This is a genomic window from Tenacibaculum retecalamus (assembly GCF_027941755.1).
In the GTDB taxonomy this organism is placed as follows: Bacteria; Bacteroidota; Bacteroidia; order Flavobacteriales; family Flavobacteriaceae; genus Polaribacter; species Polaribacter haliotis_B.
In genome coordinates this window covers 2,521,596-2,541,077 of record NZ_CP115916.1, presented here as the reverse complement: position 1 = coordinate 2,541,077, position 19,482 = coordinate 2,521,596, and the positions used below count along the sequence as shown (strand labels likewise).

Annotated in this window: 18 protein-coding genes and 1 pseudogene; 6 read left to right on the top strand and 13 right to left on the bottom strand. The window is 31.8% G+C overall.

Translation table 11 applies throughout. From position 1 onward, the window contains the following. Positions 1–5 precede the first annotated feature (5 nt). From ruvB to PG912_RS12000, 5 genes and pseudogenes are all read left to right on the top strand, one after another. Positions 6–1,036: pseudogene (gene ruvB, locus PG912_RS12020) on the top strand (Holliday junction branch migration DNA helicase RuvB). Next, complete coding sequence (locus PG912_RS12015) at positions 1,033–2,631, top strand: SulP family inorganic anion transporter (protein ID WP_275687726.1); 1,599 nt, start codon at positions 1,033–1,035, stop codon at positions 2,629–2,631. The pseudogene ruvB and the gene PG912_RS12015 overlap by 4 nt, the downstream one beginning before the upstream one ends. 217 nt (positions 2,632–2,848) lie before the next feature. Continuing rightward, positions 2,849–4,255 carry an MBL fold metallo-hydrolase gene (locus tag PG912_RS12010; RefSeq protein WP_275687725.1) on the top strand — a complete coding sequence of 469 codons (1,407 nt, stop codon included), beginning with the start codon at positions 2,849–2,851 and terminating at the stop codon, positions 4,253–4,255. A gap of 6 nt (positions 4,256–4,261) precedes the next feature. Next, complete coding sequence (locus PG912_RS12005) at positions 4,262–4,639, top strand: rhodanese-like domain-containing protein (protein ID WP_275687724.1); 378 nt, start codon at positions 4,262–4,264, stop codon at positions 4,637–4,639. Between the two features lies 1 nt (position 4,640). After that, entirely contained in the window at positions 4,641–4,907 is a 267-nt protein-coding gene (locus PG912_RS12000) for a heavy-metal-associated domain-containing protein (protein ID WP_275687723.1), read from the top strand. Between the two features lie 45 nt (positions 4,908–4,952). Here PG912_RS12000 and PG912_RS11995 read toward each other — a convergent pair whose 3' ends face one another. The 11 genes from PG912_RS11995 to PG912_RS11945 all read right to left on the bottom strand — a co-directional run bounded on the left by PG912_RS11995 (position 4,953) and on the right by PG912_RS11945 (position 14,824). Beyond that, positions 4,953–5,153: a hypothetical protein gene (locus PG912_RS11995; protein ID WP_275687722.1), complete on the bottom strand. Its 201-nt coding sequence runs from the start codon at positions 5,151–5,153 to the stop codon at positions 4,953–4,955. 122 nt (positions 5,154–5,275) lie between these two features. After that, the gene (locus PG912_RS11990; protein ID WP_275687721.1) at positions 5,276–7,504 is read right to left on the bottom strand and encodes a nitric-oxide reductase large subunit; all 2,229 of its coding nucleotides are present in this window, start codon (positions 7,502–7,504) and stop codon (positions 5,276–5,278) included. An 8-nt stretch (positions 7,505–7,512) separates the two neighbouring features. Then, complete coding sequence (gene ric / locus PG912_RS11985; protein WP_275687720.1) at positions 7,513–8,235, bottom strand: iron-sulfur cluster repair di-iron protein; 723 nt, start codon at positions 8,233–8,235, stop codon at positions 7,513–7,515. A gap of 60 nt (positions 8,236–8,295) precedes the next feature. Next, positions 8,296–8,718 (bottom strand): hypothetical protein, encoded by a 423-nt coding sequence (locus PG912_RS11980; protein WP_260587032.1) that lies wholly within the window; start codon positions 8,716–8,718, stop codon positions 8,296–8,298. 49 nt (positions 8,719–8,767) lie between these two features. Beyond that, entirely contained in the window at positions 8,768–9,193 is a 426-nt protein-coding gene (locus PG912_RS11975; protein ID WP_275687719.1) for an RrF2 family transcriptional regulator, read from the bottom strand. 251 nt (positions 9,194–9,444) lie between these two features. Then, positions 9,445–11,802 carry a TonB-dependent receptor gene (locus PG912_RS11970; protein WP_275687718.1) on the bottom strand — a complete coding sequence of 786 codons (2,358 nt, stop codon included), beginning with the start codon at positions 11,800–11,802 and terminating at the stop codon, positions 9,445–9,447. Positions 11,803–12,258: 456 nt separating this feature from the next. Then, the gene (gene arfB, locus PG912_RS11965) at positions 12,259–12,663 is read right to left on the bottom strand and encodes an alternative ribosome rescue aminoacyl-tRNA hydrolase ArfB (RefSeq protein ID WP_275687717.1); all 405 of its coding nucleotides are present in this window, start codon (positions 12,661–12,663) and stop codon (positions 12,259–12,261) included. Positions 12,664–12,665: 2 nt separating this feature from the next. Continuing rightward, entirely contained in the window at positions 12,666–13,277 is a 612-nt protein-coding gene (locus tag PG912_RS11960) for an ATP-binding protein (protein ID WP_275687716.1), read from the bottom strand. After that, positions 13,238–13,870 (bottom strand): nicotinamide riboside transporter PnuC, encoded by a 633-nt coding sequence (pnuC, locus tag PG912_RS11955; RefSeq protein ID WP_275687715.1) that lies wholly within the window; start codon positions 13,868–13,870, stop codon positions 13,238–13,240. The genes PG912_RS11960 and pnuC overlap by 40 nt, the downstream gene beginning before the upstream one ends. Continuing rightward, positions 13,854–14,114: a hypothetical protein gene (locus tag PG912_RS11950; protein ID WP_275687714.1), complete on the bottom strand. Its 261-nt coding sequence runs from the start codon at positions 14,112–14,114 to the stop codon at positions 13,854–13,856. The genes pnuC and PG912_RS11950 overlap by 17 nt, the downstream gene beginning before the upstream one ends. An 83-nt stretch (positions 14,115–14,197) precedes the next feature. Further along, complete coding sequence (locus PG912_RS11945) at positions 14,198–14,824, bottom strand: 4'-phosphopantetheinyl transferase family protein (protein ID WP_275687713.1); 627 nt, start codon at positions 14,822–14,824, stop codon at positions 14,198–14,200. 63 nt (positions 14,825–14,887) lie between these two features. Here PG912_RS11945 and ahcY point away from each other — a divergent pair, with 63 nt between their 5' ends. Further along, positions 14,888–16,204, top strand: coding sequence for an adenosylhomocysteinase (ahcY, locus tag PG912_RS11940; protein ID WP_275687712.1), 1,317 nt, complete (start codon positions 14,888–14,890; stop codon positions 16,202–16,204). A 500-nt stretch (positions 16,205–16,704) separates the two neighbouring features. Here ahcY and PG912_RS11935 read toward each other — a convergent pair whose 3' ends face one another. Together PG912_RS11935 and PG912_RS11930 are read right to left on the bottom strand one after the other, a co-directional pair. Further along, positions 16,705–17,712 (bottom strand): TlpA family protein disulfide reductase, encoded by a 1,008-nt coding sequence (locus PG912_RS11935; RefSeq protein WP_260587024.1) that lies wholly within the window; start codon positions 17,710–17,712, stop codon positions 16,705–16,707. A gap of 79 nt (positions 17,713–17,791) precedes the next feature. Beyond that, complete coding sequence (locus tag PG912_RS11930) at positions 17,792–19,330, bottom strand: YifB family Mg chelatase-like AAA ATPase (protein ID WP_260587023.1); 1,539 nt, start codon at positions 19,328–19,330, stop codon at positions 17,792–17,794. Between the last annotated feature and the right edge of the window lie 152 nt (positions 19,331–19,482).

The window sequence follows — 19,482 nt, the reverse complement described above, 5'->3', positions numbered from 1 at the left end:
CCCATATGAACGAAAACTTAAACCCTGAAAACACCAATTTATCAAACGAAGATTTAGATGTAGAAAAAAAACTACGTCCGCTTTCTTTTGATGATTTTTCAGGACAAGATCAAGCAATTGATAACTTAAAAATATTTGTAGAAGCCGCTAATCAACGTGATGAAGCATTAGATCATACGTTGTTTCATGGCTCTCCAGGGTTAGGAAAAACTACCTTGGCTCATATTCTAGCAAATGAGTTAGGAGTTGGAATTAAAGTAACCTCAGGACCAGTTTTAGATAAACCCGGAGATTTAGCAGGGTTATTAACAAACCTTGATGAACGAGATGTGTTGTTTATTGATGAGATTCATCGACTAAGTCCCATTGTAGAAGAGTATTTATATTCAGCAATGGAAGACTATAAAATCGATATTATGATTGAGTCAGGATCCAATGCACGTACAGTTCAAATAAATTTAGAACCTTTTACTTTAGTAGGAGCCACAACACGATCGGGGTTGTTAACAGCACCCATGCGAGCTCGTTTCGGAATCAGTAGTCGTTTGCATTATTATTCAACAGAATTACTGACTACTATTATTCAACGTAGTTCACATATTTTAGGAGTACCAATTTCTATGGAAGCAGCAATAGAAATTGCAGGTAGGAGTAGAGGAACACCTCGTATTGCTAATGCATTATTGAGAAGAGTACGAGATTTCGCTCAGATAAAAGGGAATGGAAGTATTACAATTGAAATAGCTGTTTATGCATTAAAAGCATTGAATGTTGATGCGCATGGTTTAGATGAAATGGATAATAAAATTTTAGTAACTATTATTGATAAATTTAAAGGAGGCTACCAGTAGGAATTAGTACCATTGCAACTGCAGTTAGTGAAAATACTGAAACGATTGAAGAAGTATATGAACCGTTTTTAATTCAACAAGGCTTTATAATGCGTACTCCAAGAGGTAGAGAAGTAACCGACTTGGCATATAAACACTTAGGAAGAATAAAGGAATCAACTCAAGGAGGTCTTTTTTTAAAATGAAATTACTAAAAAAACTCATCCCTATATTAGAATGGTTACCAAACTACAAGAAATCACAGTTTAGAGGTGATGTTGTAGCGGGTATAACTGTAGCAACTGTTTTAATTCCACAAGGAATTGCGTATGCATTAATTGCAGGATTACCACCTATTTATGGTTTGTATGCAGCTTTGGTACCGCAATTAATGTATGCAGTTTTTGGATCATCTCGTCAAGTAGCAATTGATCCTGTGGCAATGGATTCTTTAATTGTAGCAACAGGAGTTTCGACATTGGCATTAATAGGATCTGAAAGTTATATTGCTATTGCCATTTTATTAGCATTAATGGTAGGGAGTATTCAGCTTTTAATGGGGTTGTTTCGTTTAGGATTTATTGTAAATTTTTTATCAAGACCTGTAATTATAGGGTTTACATCTGCTGTAGCACTTATTATTGGATTAAATCAGTTTCGAAATTTACTTGGAGTAGATTTTTTACAAAGTGATCAAGTACATATTCTTATAGAAGATATTATTAATAGAATAGGACATTTCAACACAAATGCAACTATTATCGGAATTACAGCATGTGTTGTGATTATGATTTGTAGAAAAATAAACAAGAAAATACCAAATGCTTTAATTGTTGTGGTTTTAGGAATAGTGACGCTTCGTTTTTTTGGAAGCTATTTAACAGATGTCGCAATTGTAAAAGAAATTCCGTCGGGTTTACCAAAATTCACGATTCCAGTTATTGATATTGCTTTAATTAGAGAGTTGACACCAATAGCAGCAACATTGGTAATGGTAGGATATTTGGAAATTATATCCATAGGAAAAACATTAGAAGCAAAACAAGATGAATACAGAATAAGACCTAATCAAGAATTAGTAGCCTTAGGTTTAAGTAATATTGTAGGTTCTTTATTTCAATCATACCCGTCAACTTCTAGTTTTTCTCGCTCAGCGATTAATGAAGAAGCAGGTGGTAAAACAGGTGTTTCAGCAATTGTAGCTGTAATTATGGTGGTACTAACATTGCTGTTTTTAACACCAGTATTTTATCATTTACCTAAAACAGTTTTAGCAGCAATAATTATAGTAGCGGTATTTAATTTAATAAATGTAAAAGAAGCTAAAAGATTATGGACAGCAAATAATTTAGATTTCTGGTTGTTAGTTGCAACGTTTTTATCGACTATATTCTTCGGAATTGAACCCGGAATATTAATCGGTGTTGGTTTGTCTTTAATTGTATTGATTTTTAGAACATCTAGGCCTTATGTAGTCGAATTAGGAAAAGTACCTAGCTCTGATTTTTATCGAAATAAAAACAGATTTAAAGAAGTAATTACAGATAAGGAAATATTAGTTTTTCGTTTTGATGCGCAATTATTTTATGCAAATTCAAATTACTTTCGTGAGAAGTTAGATGAAATGACGGCAGAAAAAGGAAAATCATTGAAGCTAATTGTACTAGATGCAGAAAGTATCAACCGTGTTGATAGTACTGGTATAGAAATGCTAAAGGAACGTATTAGATATTACAACAAAAGAAACATAGCATTTTATTTTGCAGGAGTAAAAGGCACCTGTAAGAGATGCTTTTTTTAGAGGAGGCGTATTAGAAGAGGTAAGTTTAAACCACTTTTTTATGCGTGCCAATGGCGCAGTTAATTTTTTTAAAACAGGCGATAATCAAAATCAAAAAAAATACGCACAATATATACATCAGGCGTACGATTAATTAATAATCAAAATGATAAATATCATTTTATATACAGCATATAAACTGTTATTTTAATATTTAAATATAGAGATACTAAGAGTAATGATAATAGAACAAATTTATACAGGTTGTTTGGCTCAGGGAGCTTATTATATTGAAAGTAACGGAGAAGTTGCCATTATAGATCCACTACGTGAAGTCGAAAATTATATCGATAAAGCGAGTAAGGCCAATGCAAAAATTAAATATATTTTTGAAACGCACTTTCATGCCGATTTTGTGAGCGGACATGTAACGTTAGCAGAAAAAACAGGAGCAACAATAGTGTATGGATCAACCGCTCAAACAAGTTATAAATCTCATGTAGCAACAGACGGTGAGGTTTTTAAAATAGGTAATATTACAATTACAGTATTACATACTCCTGGGCATACAATGGAGAGTACTTCTTATTTGTTAAAAGATGAAAACGGAAGAAATCATGCTATTTTTAGTGGAGATACCTTATTCTTAGGAGATGTAGGTCGCCCAGATTTAGCTCAAAAAGGAGCGCTCACTCAAGATGATTTAGCAGGTTTTTTATACGATAGTTTACGTACTAAAATAATGACTTTAGAAGATGAGGTTATTGTGTATCCAGCACATGGAGCAGGTTCTGCTTGCGGAAAAAATTTAAGCAAAGAAACTATTGGAACAATTGGTGATCAAAAGAAAACCAATTATGCTTTGAGAGCTGATATGACCAAAGAAGAATTTGTAAAAGAAGTAACTGATGGATTATTGCCGCCACCAGCTTATTTTCCTTTAAATGTAAAAATGAACAAGGAAGGATACGAATCTATTGATGAGGTTATAAAAAAAGGTGCAATATCGTTATCGGTAACTGATTTTGAGAATGTAGCAAATAATACAGATGCAATAATTTTAGATGTTCGTCATCAATTTGACTTCATAAAAGGATTTATACCGCAATCAATATTTATTGGTTTAGGCGGAACGTTTGCTCCGTGGGTAGGCGCTTTAATAAAAGATGTAACGCAACCAATTTTATTAATAACCCCTGTTGGAGAAGAAGAAACAACGATTAAGCGTTTATCACGTGTCGGTTTTGATAACGTTTTAGGTTATTTAGACGGAAGCTTCGAAACTTGGAAAGCATCAGGTAAAGAAATTGATACTTTACGATCTGTTTCTGCGGATGATTTAGAGGAAGCTATAAACAATAATGCAAAAGTTTTTGATGCTCGTAAACCAGGAGAATACTCAAACGAACACATTGTTGATGTACCAAGTACTCCGTTAGATTTTTTAAATGATCATATTGAAGAATTTCCTAAAAACGAAGATTTTTATATCCATTGTGCCGGCGGATATCGTTCGGTAATAGCAGCTTCAATTTTAAAAGCAAGAGGGTACCACAATGTAATTGATGTAGCAGGTGGTTATGCAGCGATAAAAGCAACGAATATTGCCAGAACAGTAACCGTTTGTCCGTCAACATTAAAATAAACTAGCATGAAGACAAAGATTCTTTTTATAGGGATGATTTTTACAGTACTATTGTCTTGTACATCAAAAGTAAATGGGGTAAAAGATATTTCTGTCGATGATTTGCAACTTGTACTAAAAACGAATGAAAATATTCAATTACTAGACGTTCGTACTCCTAGCGAATGGGCAGAAGGCGTTATTAAAAAAGCCATTGAGATAAATGTAACAGCTAATAACTTTGAAAATATTGCTTTAGAGAAGTTAGATAAAACAAAACCGGTATATATTTATTGTCGATCTGGAGGTCGATCTAAAATTGCATCAGAATTACTATTAAAAAAAGGTTTTGAAACCTATAATGTTTTAGGAGGTTATAACGAATGGAAACAAAAAAATGAGTAAAATGAAACAAGAAATATATATTGAGAATTTAAAATGTGGAGGTTGTGCAGCTACCATTAAAAAAGGGTTGTTAGCTATAGATGCAATTTCAAATGTTGAAATCGATGTAGAAAAATCTATTGTTACCGTTAACTCAGAAAAGGATAATATAGAGCAAGTAAAAGAAAAGTTATCAAAACTAGGCTATCCAGAAGTAGGTAACAAAAATACCATAGTACACAAAGCAAAATCATTTGTTAGTTGTGCTGTTGGTAGAATAGATTCATAATAAAAAACCGAGTTTTAAACTCGGTTTTTTTATACTTTGATAATATTAAATAGGATCATTTACAGGGTCAACTACTGGTTCTTCAAAATCACACGGAACTTCCTCATAATTATCAATAAACTCCATTTGGTTATGATCGTATTTTGGTATGTTAACCGTTTTTGTGCAATCGTCTTCACAGCTAAACAGTAAAGTTAGCGTAATTATTAAAGATAAAATTTTTATAATTTTTTTTATTGATTTCATTGTTTTTAAAATTAAAAAGAAATCTAATATAAGCGAAATAAAAAACCTAAACATTTTGTTTAGGTTTTTTATTTTTAGAAAAAAGATATTCTCAAAAGTTTAAAATAACAAGAGCTAAAAAATTAATTCGTACTGTTTTTCCTTTTGTAATTATAAATAGTTTCAGAAATAGTAAACCAACAGAAGTAATATATTCCAACAGAGAAAATAATATCTCCAATCATTCGAAGCCATTTTAAGGTTTGTACTACTGGTGAGTATAGTAATTCAGCATCTCTAGCAAAAGAGTATCCTTTTGTAATAGAGGTGTATGCTTGAATTATACCAATAGGAAGTAAACTAAATAATACCATGGCTATTAATCCTATATTTAATAACCAAAAGGCTCTTTTTAATTTTTTACTTTCCCAAATTCTATCAGAATAAAATCGTAGGCATATTAGAATGAACCCCATTCCTAGCATTCCATATACACCAAATAAAGCGGTATGTGCATGCACAGCAGTAGTATTTAATCCTTGTATGTAATATAAGGCAATTGGTGGATTTATAAGGAAACCGAATACACCAGCACCTATAAAATTCCAAAAAGAAACCGCTATAAAGAAAAAGATAGGCCATTTGTATTTTAGCATCCAAGGTTTACTTTTTAAAAGACTCCAGCTTTCTTTAATTTCAAACCCCATTAGGGTTAGTGGTACGACCTCTAAAGCACTAAAAGTGGCTCCTAAAGCAATGGCTTGAATTGGAGTGCCTGAATAGTATAAATGATGTAAGGTTCCGATAATACCACCTGCTAAAAATATGGTTGCAGAAGCGACAGAAACTCTACCTGCAGTTCTTGTCGAAATTACTTCCATTTTAGAGAAAATAAAGGCAATAACTACTGTTGCAAAAACTTCAAAGAAGCCTTCAACCCATAAATGCACTAACCACCATCTCCAATAATTGATTACAGGTAAACTACTATTTTCACCATACATTAATCCAGAGAAAAAGAACATACCAATAGCAACAACAGATACTAACAAAATAATCAGTAAATTTTTTGAAGCATCGTTTTTACGTATGGCATGTAAAATATGTCTTCCAACCATAAAAACCCATAGAATTAAACCAATACCAAGGAATATTTGCCAGAACCTTCCTAGATCCATATACTCATAACCCTGATGACCAAAGAAGAAATTAGTTGTTAAGTCTAGAAATTGATGTACACCTAACCATTCTCCTAACATTGAACCTAAGACAATGATAATTAATGCTACGAATAAAAAATTTATACCAAAAACTTGATATTTAAATTCTTTTCCCGAAATCATTGGAGCTAAAAATAAACCAGTAGCTAGCCATGTAGCAGCAATCCAAAATACGGCTAATTGCGTATGCCAGGTTCTGGTGATAGAATATGGCAAAATATTTGCTAAATCAAAGCCAAAAAATGCTTGCCCTTCTACGGTATAATGCACTGTTATAATACCTAGTACGACTTGTAGTCCTATTAAAAGAGATATGACAATGAAATATTTTAAGACAGATTTTTGTGAACGAACTAGCGTCATTCCCGTTAAGGGGTCGCTATCAGGTTTTGTTATCAAATCTCCTTTTTCGTGATTTCTTAAATAATAAAATGTTAAAACTCCAATAAACAACAGTAATAATACAATTGATAATCCTGACCATATAATTGAGTCTTTGGTAATAACATTATCAATTAAAGGTTCGTGTGGCCAGTTTGAAGTATAGGTATAATCTTTATTTGGTCTGTTGGTACTTGCGGCCCAAGAAGTCCAAAATAGAAAAGCATTTAATTGCTCTAATTTAATAGGGTCTGTTAATGCTCCTTTAGGGATTGCGTATTGCTCTTTTCCTTCAGAAAAAATAGAAGTATAATGCTTTACATTTGCTTTAATTGCAGCCAATCGTTCTTTTGATATTGTAACAGTTTTTGTATTACTATTATACGTATTGGTTTTAATATCGTTAATCAAACGAGCTTTAATAGCAGCCTTATTTTCTAGATCTAAGTTGTTATATGGTTTTTGAAAATCAGTTTCTGACCAGTTTTCTAGTAAATATACAGCTTCTTTATGTATCCAGTCAGCCGTCCAATCTGGTGCAACATAGCTACCATGTCCCCAAATAGAGCCAACCTCCATTCCTCCAATAGACTCCCATACATTTTGACCTATTTGAATGTCTTCTTTGGTGTAAACAACCTCTCCAGAGTTTTTTACAATCACTTTTTCTGGTATGGGAGGTTGTGTTTGATACACTTCGGTACCTACCCAAATTAGTGCTATAAATGAAAGTGCTACAACGCTAATAAATGCTATCCAAGTTTTTTTCATGTTTCCTTCTAGTTTTGTAAAGTTTGTTCTAAATCAATTCCTTTTTTAAATAAAATATTATTCTCTAAATGAATATGTTTATGTAAGTCTTCTTCAAATTCTTGTAATAAAGAAAAAGTTACTTTGTATGTACTACAGCCATCTTTTGGCGGAGTGTAATTAGTGCTTAAAGCGGCTATTTTTCTAAATCGTAGCCCTTCATTATCATGCTCTTTATGCATCATTTTGATGGGGCTTTTTACGCTATCGAATTGTGGATTGGAAATAGTGCTGTTATTTCTATTAGCCATTGCAAGTTTTTTGAAATACGGAAATAATATTAATTCTTCTTTTTTCATGTGGATTGTTAAATCGTTTGCACTTTCAGAAAACAACGTATTTATTTCAAACAATTCAGGATGTTTTTTTCCATGTACGCTACACAGTTTATCTAGGTATTGTTTAATCTCAGGTGTTTTATTTTCGATGTATTTATGATGTTTGTTATAAATATAATCAGAAAGAAAATCGATGTCCCAAGATTTATAATCATTGGTATCGGTCTCCGTTTTAAAACAATTTACTATTTGCTTAATTAAGGTGTTTTTGTTAACATTATTTACGTCACATACCGTTTCTATACTTCTGTTTCCATTACAGCAAAAATCTATTCCATAAGATTTAAAAATGTTGGCTGCTTTGTAATTTTTCGCAACAATATTGCTTACTAGAGTTTGGTTATTTATATCCATTGTGTTTAATTATCATTTTAAAAGAGGTGTAATTTTTAATTGACTTTAATGTTTGTGTTTTCATTTTATTGTTAACTTTTTAAATTGATTAATTCCGAAAAAGAAAAGGCAACTCACTTTTATTACTTCTGCTAAAACATATAAAAAGTGTAGTTTGCTTTTAGGGACTTGTATGTCTTTAATAATTAATTCTGCTCGTTCGTTTAGAGTAGGTAACATCCAAAATGTTTGGAGTGCTACAACAAATACTACAATGAGAAACACATAAGATATTTGTTGTTTTTTAGAGAGTAGTATAATACTGGTAATTATTAAAGTAAAAGCTACTTCCAATATGTTTAAAGCTCCAAAAACGAGTTTGCCAATACCTAAACCAAGCTTGGTTGTTATGTTAGGTGCTTGAAATTTAAGCCAAGATTCCATAAAACTAATAGCGCCTATAAAACCAATCCAAATAAATGTTATTATAATTATTTTCTTCATAAGATATATATGGATCTTTTTGTCCGTTATAAAATTAAATTTTATCTTTTTAAAAAAAAGTATCTGAATTCATATCGTTAACAAGCATTAATAAAGTAGTGTTATTTAACATTGCTTTAAGTTTGTCACGAACTTCAACAAATTGAAAATGTAGCGGACAAGGTGATTTTTCATTACATTTACTTAAACCTAAACCACAGCCTGTATAAATAGCATCACCATCTAGTATTTTTACAACATCACTAAGTTTAATAAGTTCCATTTTATTATCTTCTATAACAAAACCTCCGTAAGGTCCTTTTATAGATTTTATAATATTATTACGTGTGAGCTGTTGTAATACTTTTGCGGTAAAAGCTTGTGGTGAATTTATGGCTTCAGATATGGTAGCTAGACTCACTTTAACATCTTGCGCACTTTGTTGTGCAATATATATGATTGCTCGAAGACCGTATTCACATGATTTTGAAAACATAAATATTATTTTAATAGTACAAATATAGTTATTATTTTACAGAAGATAAAAATGTCCGCTTTAAATTTTAATTGTTTTTATTTTTAAAATTAACAAGGAAATTGGTTTGTAATTTTAATTTATTTAAAAGAAGGCTAATGAAGTTTGTTTATCAGAAATTAAAGATAAAATGATGTGTTTTTACACAAAAAAATCCCAAGCAAAAGCTTAGGATTTTAGAGATATTCATTCGAACAGAGTCGATAATTAATTTAAAACTTTAAAGTAGCTCCAAGTAAAAAGTTTGTTCCTGCTTGTGGGAAATAATAAGGAGTTGTACCCCACATATATCCGTTAGAGCTATATTCTTTATTAAAAATATTATTTATCAATCCAGAAAAAATAATACTTTTAAATATCGACTTTGTTTTAATTGTATAATTAAGATTTAGGTCATTAACAAAATAACCATCTAATTTTGATGCACTCAATTCGTTATTACTCATAAACTGTGAGCTAACATATTTTGATAATAATGCAATATTAAAATTGTCAGTAGGACGAATGTTAATTGTATTAGCGGCAATAAAATTAGGAGAATAAGAAATATCAGTATCACCTAATACAGTAACTGTGTTTCCGTTAGTTTCTTTAAAAGAAATGTTTTTGTTCTTACTAATAGTAAGGTTAGGAGTTACATTTAAATAATCGGTAATGTTTATAGAGGCGTCAATTTCTAAACCTAAGCGATAGCTTTCGCCAATATTAGCTCTTATAGGCGATCCTACATTGTCAATCTCACCAGTTAAAGCTAACTGATCCTGGTACGCCATATAATATACGTTGGTGTTAATTTTAATATTACCAGTATTCAAACGCCAACCTAATTCAAAATCATTTAATTTTTCTGGTTTCGGATTTCCGTTTTCGTAATCAGTTCTATTAGGCTCTCTTTGTGCACGCGCATATGAGAAATAAACACTGTTGTTGGTGTTGAACTTGTAGTTTAAACCAGCTTTTGGATTAAAAAAGTTAAAAGTATCGTCCACTAAATTTGTTTGAACTCCGTTTGCTGTATAATTAACATTTCTGTTTTGTAAATCAGCAAATAAAGAAAGTTGTTCGTTTACTTTATAAGTTGCTTTTACAAAAAGATTAAAGTCTTCTTTGTTTCCATAATTATCATAAAGGTTATTTCTTATTTCTCCATTGCCAGAAAAACGAGACCATATAGCTTCTCCAAAATGATCACCTTCATATTTGTTCCAAGCACCACCTATAAGAAGATTTAAGTTGTCTTTTTTGTAGTTTACATTATAAGTAACACCATAAAAATTATTACGCAACCACTTTCTTCTAATATAATCCGTATTATTTTCATCTTGATTAGCGATTGGTAAAGCTCCTATTACATTCCAATTTACATCATAGTTTAAAGCTTGCTTATATTGTTCGTAAAAACCTCTTCCGAAAGTATAATGTAAAGCAATGTTAGATGATAAATTATCAGAATACTTTTGATTCCAATGTAATTGTGCATGGTCTTGTTTGTAGTTATCTACTTCATTACCATAAAAACCTTTTACATTTCCATTAACATCATACAAAGCACCAGCAGAATTAAAAGTTCTATCAGTTTTTAAAGTAGCAGCATCAACTCCATTCCATGATTGATATGTAATTTCATGACCACCAAAAACAAGTCCTTTAATTAGTGTATTATCATCAACATAACTACCTTGTAAGAAGTACGATTTTAAGTTTGATGAAGCTCTGTCTATGTATCCATCAGAAGTAATTCTTGAAATACGACCAGAAAATTTAACATGATCATTTAACTTTCCTGTTCCTGCTTTTGCAGTATATTTTTGGGTGTTAAAAGAACCAAAAGAAGTAGCAATTTCACCAAAGGCTTCATCAGAACCACTATCGGTTAATACATTTAAACTAGCACCAAAAGCACCAGCACCATTTGTAGATGTTCCTACACCTCGTTGCAATTGAATACTTTGAGTTGAAGAAGAAAAATCAGGCATATTTACCCAGTAAGTTCCTTGACTTTCGCTATCGTTATAAGGAATACCGTTAATGGTAATGTTTACACGTGTAGCATCTGAACCACGAACACGAATACCAGTATATCCAACACCAGCACCAGCATCAGACGTCGTAACAACTGAAGGTAAGTAATTTAGTAACATTGGAATATCTTGACCTAAATTACGTTTCGCAATTTCTTTTTTAGATAAGTTAGAGTGTGTTACAGGTGCGTCAGCTTGTACACGCACTGCAGCAACTAATACTTCTTCTAAAACAGTAGCGTCAGAAGTTAATTGAATGGTAATATTTTGATCTTTTAAAACAGCTATGTTTTTAACTAAAGTTTTAAAACCTACAAAAGAAATTTCAATATCGTATATTCCTTTTTCTAGTTTTAATTTAAAGTTTCCGTCAAAATCAGTAGCGGTTCCTTTTTTTAATTCTTTTACAGCAATGGTAGCACCTACAAGTGCTTCTTGATTATTGTTAACTACTTTACCCGTTATAATAAAGTTTTGTGCATTTACTGTTATAGCAGTAAATAATACGATTAAAAAAGCTACAGCTTTTAGTTGTTTATTAAAAGACATCGGTCTCATTTTTTTATAAAATAAAATCGAATAAAAAGAGGTAATTATTCCTTGTTATTGTTGAATAATTGATTGCTTACGTTATTGTGAGGGTAGCGAAAATATCTTTTACATAAAGATACGTTACCTTGTTCACAAAAGTTTGTTTTACAAAATGGCGATTATCGCCTCCCTAAACAGCATTACCTGTTCTAGGTTCATTGGGTATGATCTCAGCCGATATAGGCACCCCTTTACGAGAACGCGACAAAGGTAAAGCGAATTTTATAATTGAAAACAAAAGAATAGATAATTTTAAGTGTAATGTTAGGCTAGCGAAAAGTTGTTAACATAAAAAATGTAAGAATTTTATTTTGAAGCCATTTCCTGCTTTCACTACTCGCTTTTTTCGTACCTCAAAAGAGCTCAAACAAACCGTTCAATCAGGGCTAAGATTTTTGCGAAGTATTTAGCTGTTTAATCGAGTTTTGGTTTCTTTCTCAATGTTTTTTTAATGGAAGTTCTTTTTTTGTTTTCAGCTTTTCTTAAAACAGATCCTCTACTAGGTTTGGTGGCTCTTCTTATTTTAGGTCTTTTTAAACCTTGAGTAATTAACTCTAAAAACCGTTTTATAGCAAGGTCTTTATTTCTGTGTTGAGAACGAGTTTCATCAGAAAATAATATTAAAACATATTCTTTGGTAAGTCGAGAAGCTAGTTTTTTAAAGAGTATTTCTTTTTGTCTTTCAGATAATTGATTAGAATTAGCAAGGTCAAAAGTTAATTCTATTTTAGACGATACTTTATTTACATGTTGCCCGCCAGCACCAGAACTTCTTATGGCTTTAAATTTTAATTCTTTAACAAGTTCGTGCGGATTCATAATTATAAAGAAGGTTTGTTTAAAGTAGTAGAAAAAGAATACAGATTTTCTTTTTTAGAAAGTAATCCATCAATAATTTCAATTGCTTTTTTCAATCGCGTTTCTTTATCTCCTTTTAATAAAACGTATGGGCGATTGTGTTTTTTTAAGGTGTTTTCAAAAGCAGTAAACATTTCTAAACGTTCGCCTGGCTTATCACGTAAATCGTCAGCTTCCCACGGAGTATCAATATACGTTAAAAAATAAATATCGTACGAGTTTTCAATAGCTGCTTCATCGAGTATAGGATCTACAAAACCGCCATAATATTCTTCTGAATATACTTTTGTTTCTAGTAAATCGGTATCGCAAATTAAAACTTTATCCGCTTTTAGCGATAAATCATTTTCTAGTTTTATTTGTCCTTCGGCAATAGGTATTATGTCTTTTTGTTCACAAATTTTACGTTCGTTATTCCATTTGTCTTGTAAATATTCACGGGCAAATTCTGGAGCCCAAACAGTATTGTAATAACGTGCTAATTGTCCAGAAAGTGTAGTTTTACCAGTGCTTTCGGGTCCGAATAAAACAACCTTTACAAGGTTGCTGTTTTTTTGTTTAAGCTTTTTTTCCATGCTAAATAACCGCTAACGGCAATAAAGGTAAAAATTAAATATTGAAAACTTGTAAACGTAAAGCCTTTGTAAAAATAAAGAGGCACAGAAATAATATCTCCAATAATCCAATAAATCCAATTTTCAATTTTACGTTTCGCCATCAACCACATTCCTACAAAGAAAATAGCGGTAGTAAAAGTATCTACATAAGCTGTCCAATTGTTCCATTTATCAAAATAAGTATATACAGCAAATACAAAAATTAGAGTTGCAAAAAAGATAAAAGCACTTGTTTTCTTTTCTTTTAAAGTTGTGCTTGAAATAGGGGTAACATGAGTTGCATCTACATTTCTAGTCCAAATATACCAACCGTAAATACTCATGATAAAATAGTAACCATTTATCATCATATCGCCTAATAGTTGCCATTTTAATAAAAGATACACAAAAATAGCGGTGCTAATCATTCCAGTAGGGAACACCCAAATTTTATTTTGTTTAGAAAACCAAACCGATAAAAAACCAAAAATTACGGCAATAATTTCTAACCAAATATCTAAAGTCGAGTAGGTTGCGTACTGATTAAAAAGAAAATCAAAAACTTGGCTCATAATTACTACGATCAGATTTTACAATTTTCATAAATAATATTCCTTTATCGATTAATTCGAAGGAATTTTTTAGTTCTGCAGTAACGACTTGCATTACGATATCGTAATCTCCATACACTTGTGTGCTTAACGGATTTTCAAGAACTGTTAAGCCAGAAGCCCTCAGTTTTTTTATGAAATTAATAATTGGTGCTTCAAATTCATTTTGAAGCGGTGTTAAGGTAAGTTCTACAGATATTTTCATACAATATGTTTCAAAGTGGCAAAGTTACAAAGTTTGTAACTGGCATCTTTATGAAGAGTGTAAACTTTTAGGATTTGTCTTTTCTAACTAGCATACACACAAGTAAAACCTTCCGTTTCTAAAAAGTAAATTTTGTATTCATCGGTAACACCTTCGTATAAAATTTTACCAGAAGTTTCGTTTGTTTCAAAAGAGAAATCTTCAATGTAAATATTATCTAAAAAGAGTAATTTTTTCTTTCCGTAAATTTTATACAAACTCTCTTTGGCTCCCCAAACAATGGTTAGTTTACTTACTAAAGCTTCGTGGTTTGCAATCGATTTATATTCTTCAATCGGCGTAAATTTATGGGCTATTTTTAAGATTTTATCTCGTTGTTTTTCAATATCGATACCTACGGGTTTGTCATCAGAAATTATAATACCCGAAAAAGTAAAAGAATGTGTTATCGAAATAAATTTACCGTCTTTTAAATGCGGTTTTCCGTATTCATCATATATTAAGTCTGCATCAGTATAGCCAAACTTATTTAGTAAGTGACGAACGCTTAAAAAACCCCTACGGTGTAAATCCGATTTCATGTTGTTAACTCGGTCTTTACTACTTTGAGTAAGTTCAATGCCTTCAGATAAATTTTCAAAAGATTCTTCAATCTTCCAAATCAATACTTTAGTGGTTTCGTTTACCGTTAATGTTTTGTGAACAGGCATATTTTAGAAAGTTATTTCGTAATTTTGCGACTTAGAAATTTAGATATATAAATATACATAAATATGAGCACAAAAAACGCTACATACGTTCCTTTTAAAGTTAAAGATATCTCTTTAGCTGATTGGGGAAGGAAAGAAATTTTATTGGCAGAAGCTGAAATGCCAGGATTAATGAGTTTACGTGAAGAATATAAAGATGAACAACCATTAAAAGGCGCTAGAATTGCAGGGTGTTTACACATGACAATTCAAACGGCTGTTTTAATAGAAACTTTACAAGCTTTAGGTGCTGAGGTAACTTGGAGTTCTTGTAATATTTTTTCTACACAAGATCAGGCTGCTGCTGCAATTGCTGCTACAGGAACACCTGTATATGCTTGGAAAGATATGACAGAAGAAGAATTTGACTGGTGTATCGAACAAACTTTATTCTTTGGAGAGGATAAAAAACCATTGAACTTAATTTTAGATGATGGTGGAGATTTAACAAATATGGTATTAGATCGTTATCCTGAATTAGCTGCAGGAATTAACGGATTATCTGAAGAAACTACAACAGGAGTTCACAGATTGTATGACAGAGTAAAGGCAGGAACTTTACCAATGCCAGCAATTAACGTAAACGATTCGGTAACTAAATCTAAATTTGATAATAAATACGGATGTAAAGAATCTGCAGTTGATGCAATTCGTCGTGCAACTGATATTATGTTAGCTGGTAAACGTGTTACAGTTTGTGGTTATGGTGATGTAGGTAAAGGTACAGCTGCTTCTTTTAAAGGTGCAGGTTCTATCGTTACGGTTACTGAAATTGATCCTATTTGTGCTTTACAAGCTGCAATGGACGGTTTTGAAGTAAAGAAATTAGAAACTGTTGTTGGTAATTCTGATATTATTATTACAACAACTGGTAACAAAGATATTATTCAAGGACGTCATTTCGAAGCAATGAAAGACAAAGTTATCGTATGTAACATTGGTCACTTCGATAATGAAATTGACATGGCTTGGTTAAACAAAAACCACGGAAACACAAAGGATACTATTAAGCCGCAAGTAGATAAATATAACATCGCAGGAAACGATATTATCATTTTAGCTGAAGGTCGTTTAGTAAACTTAGGATGTGCAACAGGTCACCCAAGTTTTGTAATGAGTAACTCATTTACAAACCAAACTTTAGCACAAATCGAACTTTGGAAAAACAAAGATGCTTACGGAAACGATGTGTACATGTTACCAAAACATTTAGATGAAAAAGTAGCAAAATTACACTTGGCTAAGATTGGTGTTGAATTAACAGAATTACGCGAAGAGCAAGCTAGCTATATTGGTGTAACTGTTGATGGACCTTATAAGCCAGAACACTACAGATACTAAATTTTATCATTCTGAAATTGTCACCTTGAGCGCAGACGAAAGGTTGTTTCAGAATTTTATCATACATAAACCTAAAACTCTTTCATTAATTTGAAGGAGTTTTTTTATTTGGGCGTTTTAACAGGCTATCCGCTATATCTTTTTTAATGTTGTTCTCGCTACAATTTTTTTCATTCTTCAAAAAATCACTCGAACATACATTAAAAAAGGATGCCGCTGCTATCCTTAACGCGATCTTCGATTCATAACAATAATTTGTTCTAACTCTATTTTTTGCGTCATTCTGAATTTATTTCAGAATCACATCTAATAAGTTAACTCATTATTAATAAACTACAGTAATTAATTGTTTTAAAACTAAACACATTAAAATACTTAGCCCCGATTGAAGCATTTGTTTGAGCTCCTCGCAGAGAGCGAGTGCGGAAAGCGGGAAATAGCTTCAAAAAAAAATCCCGCAACTAAGTTGCAGGATTTTTTATATAAGTTTTAAACTTGAATTAGATATTTAAAGAGGTAAATAATTCAATTAATTTTGGACTAGAAGGTCTAGGTGCGTTTGCATCTACAATATTTCCTTGTGGATCGATTAAGATAAAACGAGGGATACTATTTACTCTATATGCACCTGCGAAATTTTTATCTCTTTTAGAATATAATTGAATTCCGGTTAAGTTTTTGTCAGCTACCATTGTTTTCCAAGTACCATAATCTCTTTCACTATCAACAGAAATACTTACAAATTCGATGTTTTTACCGTGGTATTGTTTTTCAACTTTTTGTAAAAAAGGAATTTCTTGTTTACAAGGGTTACACCAAGTTGCCCACATATCTATGTACACATATTTTCCTTTTAAATCATCTAAAGATGTTGTTCCACCTTTAAAGTTTTCGTAGTCAACAAATTTAGGAGATTCACTTCCTGTAGCTAATTTGGTAGCTAAATATAATTTGTCGGCATGCGTTTTATTTAAATAATTTGTTAAGCCTTTTATGTTTTGTTTTTGAAAAGAAACAAAGGCAGAGTCTAATTTAGTTGCGGTCATTCTTTTATTAAAATCGGCAACATATTCATTTACTTTGGTGTCAAATTTTTCTTTTGGCAATGTAAATAGGTCTTTATCATCAAGAAGATTTTCTTGTAATAATGACGATTTTGCTAAGAAACTACTTTCACCAGATCCTTCACCTGTAAAAGTAACTGTTTCGTCAAACTCTTTAGTGTCAAGTGTCATGTTAACATTTGCACCGTTTTTTAAATATAAAGAAGTAGATTCTTTTCCGTCAAAAACACGATAAAATCCATCTTTAAGATTCATAGTATCTTTAAACATACCGTTTTCATCAAGCTTAATAACTCTACTGAATTTTAATTGAGGATTAGAGATAACGATAGAATCTGAGCTTTGGTTTGTAATTTTTCCTGATAAAGTAACAAAGTTATTTGGTGCTGTTTTACAAGAAACCACAGTAATGGCTATTGCTATTAAATAAACTATTTTTTTCATTGGGTTGATATCGTTTAATTAGTGTTTTAGAATGTACTAAATTAATGATTTTTCTATGAAATATAATAATTTTAACTTTTTATCCTAGCCAACCTTCTCTGTCTAAACTTCGGTATTGAATGGCTTCTGTTAAATGTGCTGATTGTATATCTTCTGTAGAAGATAAATCGGCAATTGTTCGTGATACTTTTAGTATTCTGTCGTAAGCCCGTGCCGATAGGTTGAGTTTTTCCATCGCCATTTTTAGTAAAGCTTTACTTTCGTTAGATAATTTACAAAATTCACGAATTTGCTTTACATTCATTTGTGCATTGTAATGAACAGTATCAGAATCATTAAACCTAGTTGTTTGTATTTCACGTGCCTTTGTTACTCGCTTTCTTATTGCTACACTTGATTCTCCTTTTCTTTCTTCCGAAAGTTTATCAAACGGAACCGGAGTTACTTCTATGTGTATGTCAATTCGATCTAACAAGGGACCCGATATTTTGCTTAAATAACGTTGCATTTCAGCAGGAGAAGAGGTCATTGGAGAGTTTGGGTCGTTAAAAAAACCTGAAGGACTCGGGTTCATGCTAGCAACTAACATAAAACTACTGGGGTAATTTACCGTGAATTTTGCTCTCGATATTGTTACTTCTCTATCTTCAAGCGGCTGTCGCATTACTTCTAAAACTCCGCGTTTAAATTCTGGCAATTCATCTAAAAACAGAACGCCATTGTGGGCTAGAGATATTTCTCCTGGTTGTGGTAGGTTATTTCCCCCGCCAATGAGCGAAATGTCCGAGCATGTGTGATGTGGCGATCTAAATGGACGGCTGTACTGCAATCCTGAGTTTTTTACTTTACCTACAACGGAGTGTATTTTGGTAGTTTCCAAGGCTTCTTGTAAAGTCATTGGTGGTAGTATTGATGGAAGCCGTTTGGCTAACATTGTTTTACCTGCACCTGGTGGGCCAATTAAAATAATGTTATGTCCGCCAGCAGCGGCTATTTCCATACAACGTTTTATGCTTTCCTGTCCTTTTACATCACTAAAGTCAAATTCTGGAAAATCTACGTGTTTGTAAAATTCAGCACGGGTATCAATAATAGTTGGTGCTATCAATTTCTTGTTTTCAAAATGATTAATAACCTCCATAATATTATCTACTGCCAATATATTTAAATCATTAACAATAGCAGCTTCTTTGGCATTTTCTTTTGGGAGTATAAAGTTTTTATAACCTTCTTCTCTGGCTTTTATAGCAATTGGTAGCGCTCCTTTAATAGGTTGTAAACTTCCGTCTAAAGAAAGTTCTCCCATAATTATATACTCATTAATATTTGCAGACTTAATTTGTTTTGATGCAGCAAGAATGCCTAAAGCTATCGTTAAATCGTACGAAGCTCCTTCTTTACGAATATCTGCGGGAGCCATATTTATAATTATCTTTTTTCCGGGAAGTTTAAATCCATTATTATTTAATGCAGCAGAAATGCGATAAGAACTTTCACGAACTGCATTATCAGGTAGTCCTACTAAATGGTAACCGATGCCTTTGTCTATATTTACTTCTACCGTAATTGTTGTGGCTTCAATGCCAAAAACAGCAGATCCATAAGTTTTTATTAGCATAACTTTCTCTTTATGTTAAAGATAGCTAAAATTAATGTCTTTCTATTAACTGATATATTGAAACTTATTGTTTTAAGCTCCTGCCATTTTTTTGAAATTAACGCAAAAAAAAACCTCTTACTAAAAGAGGTTTTTTAAATATGTGTGATTGT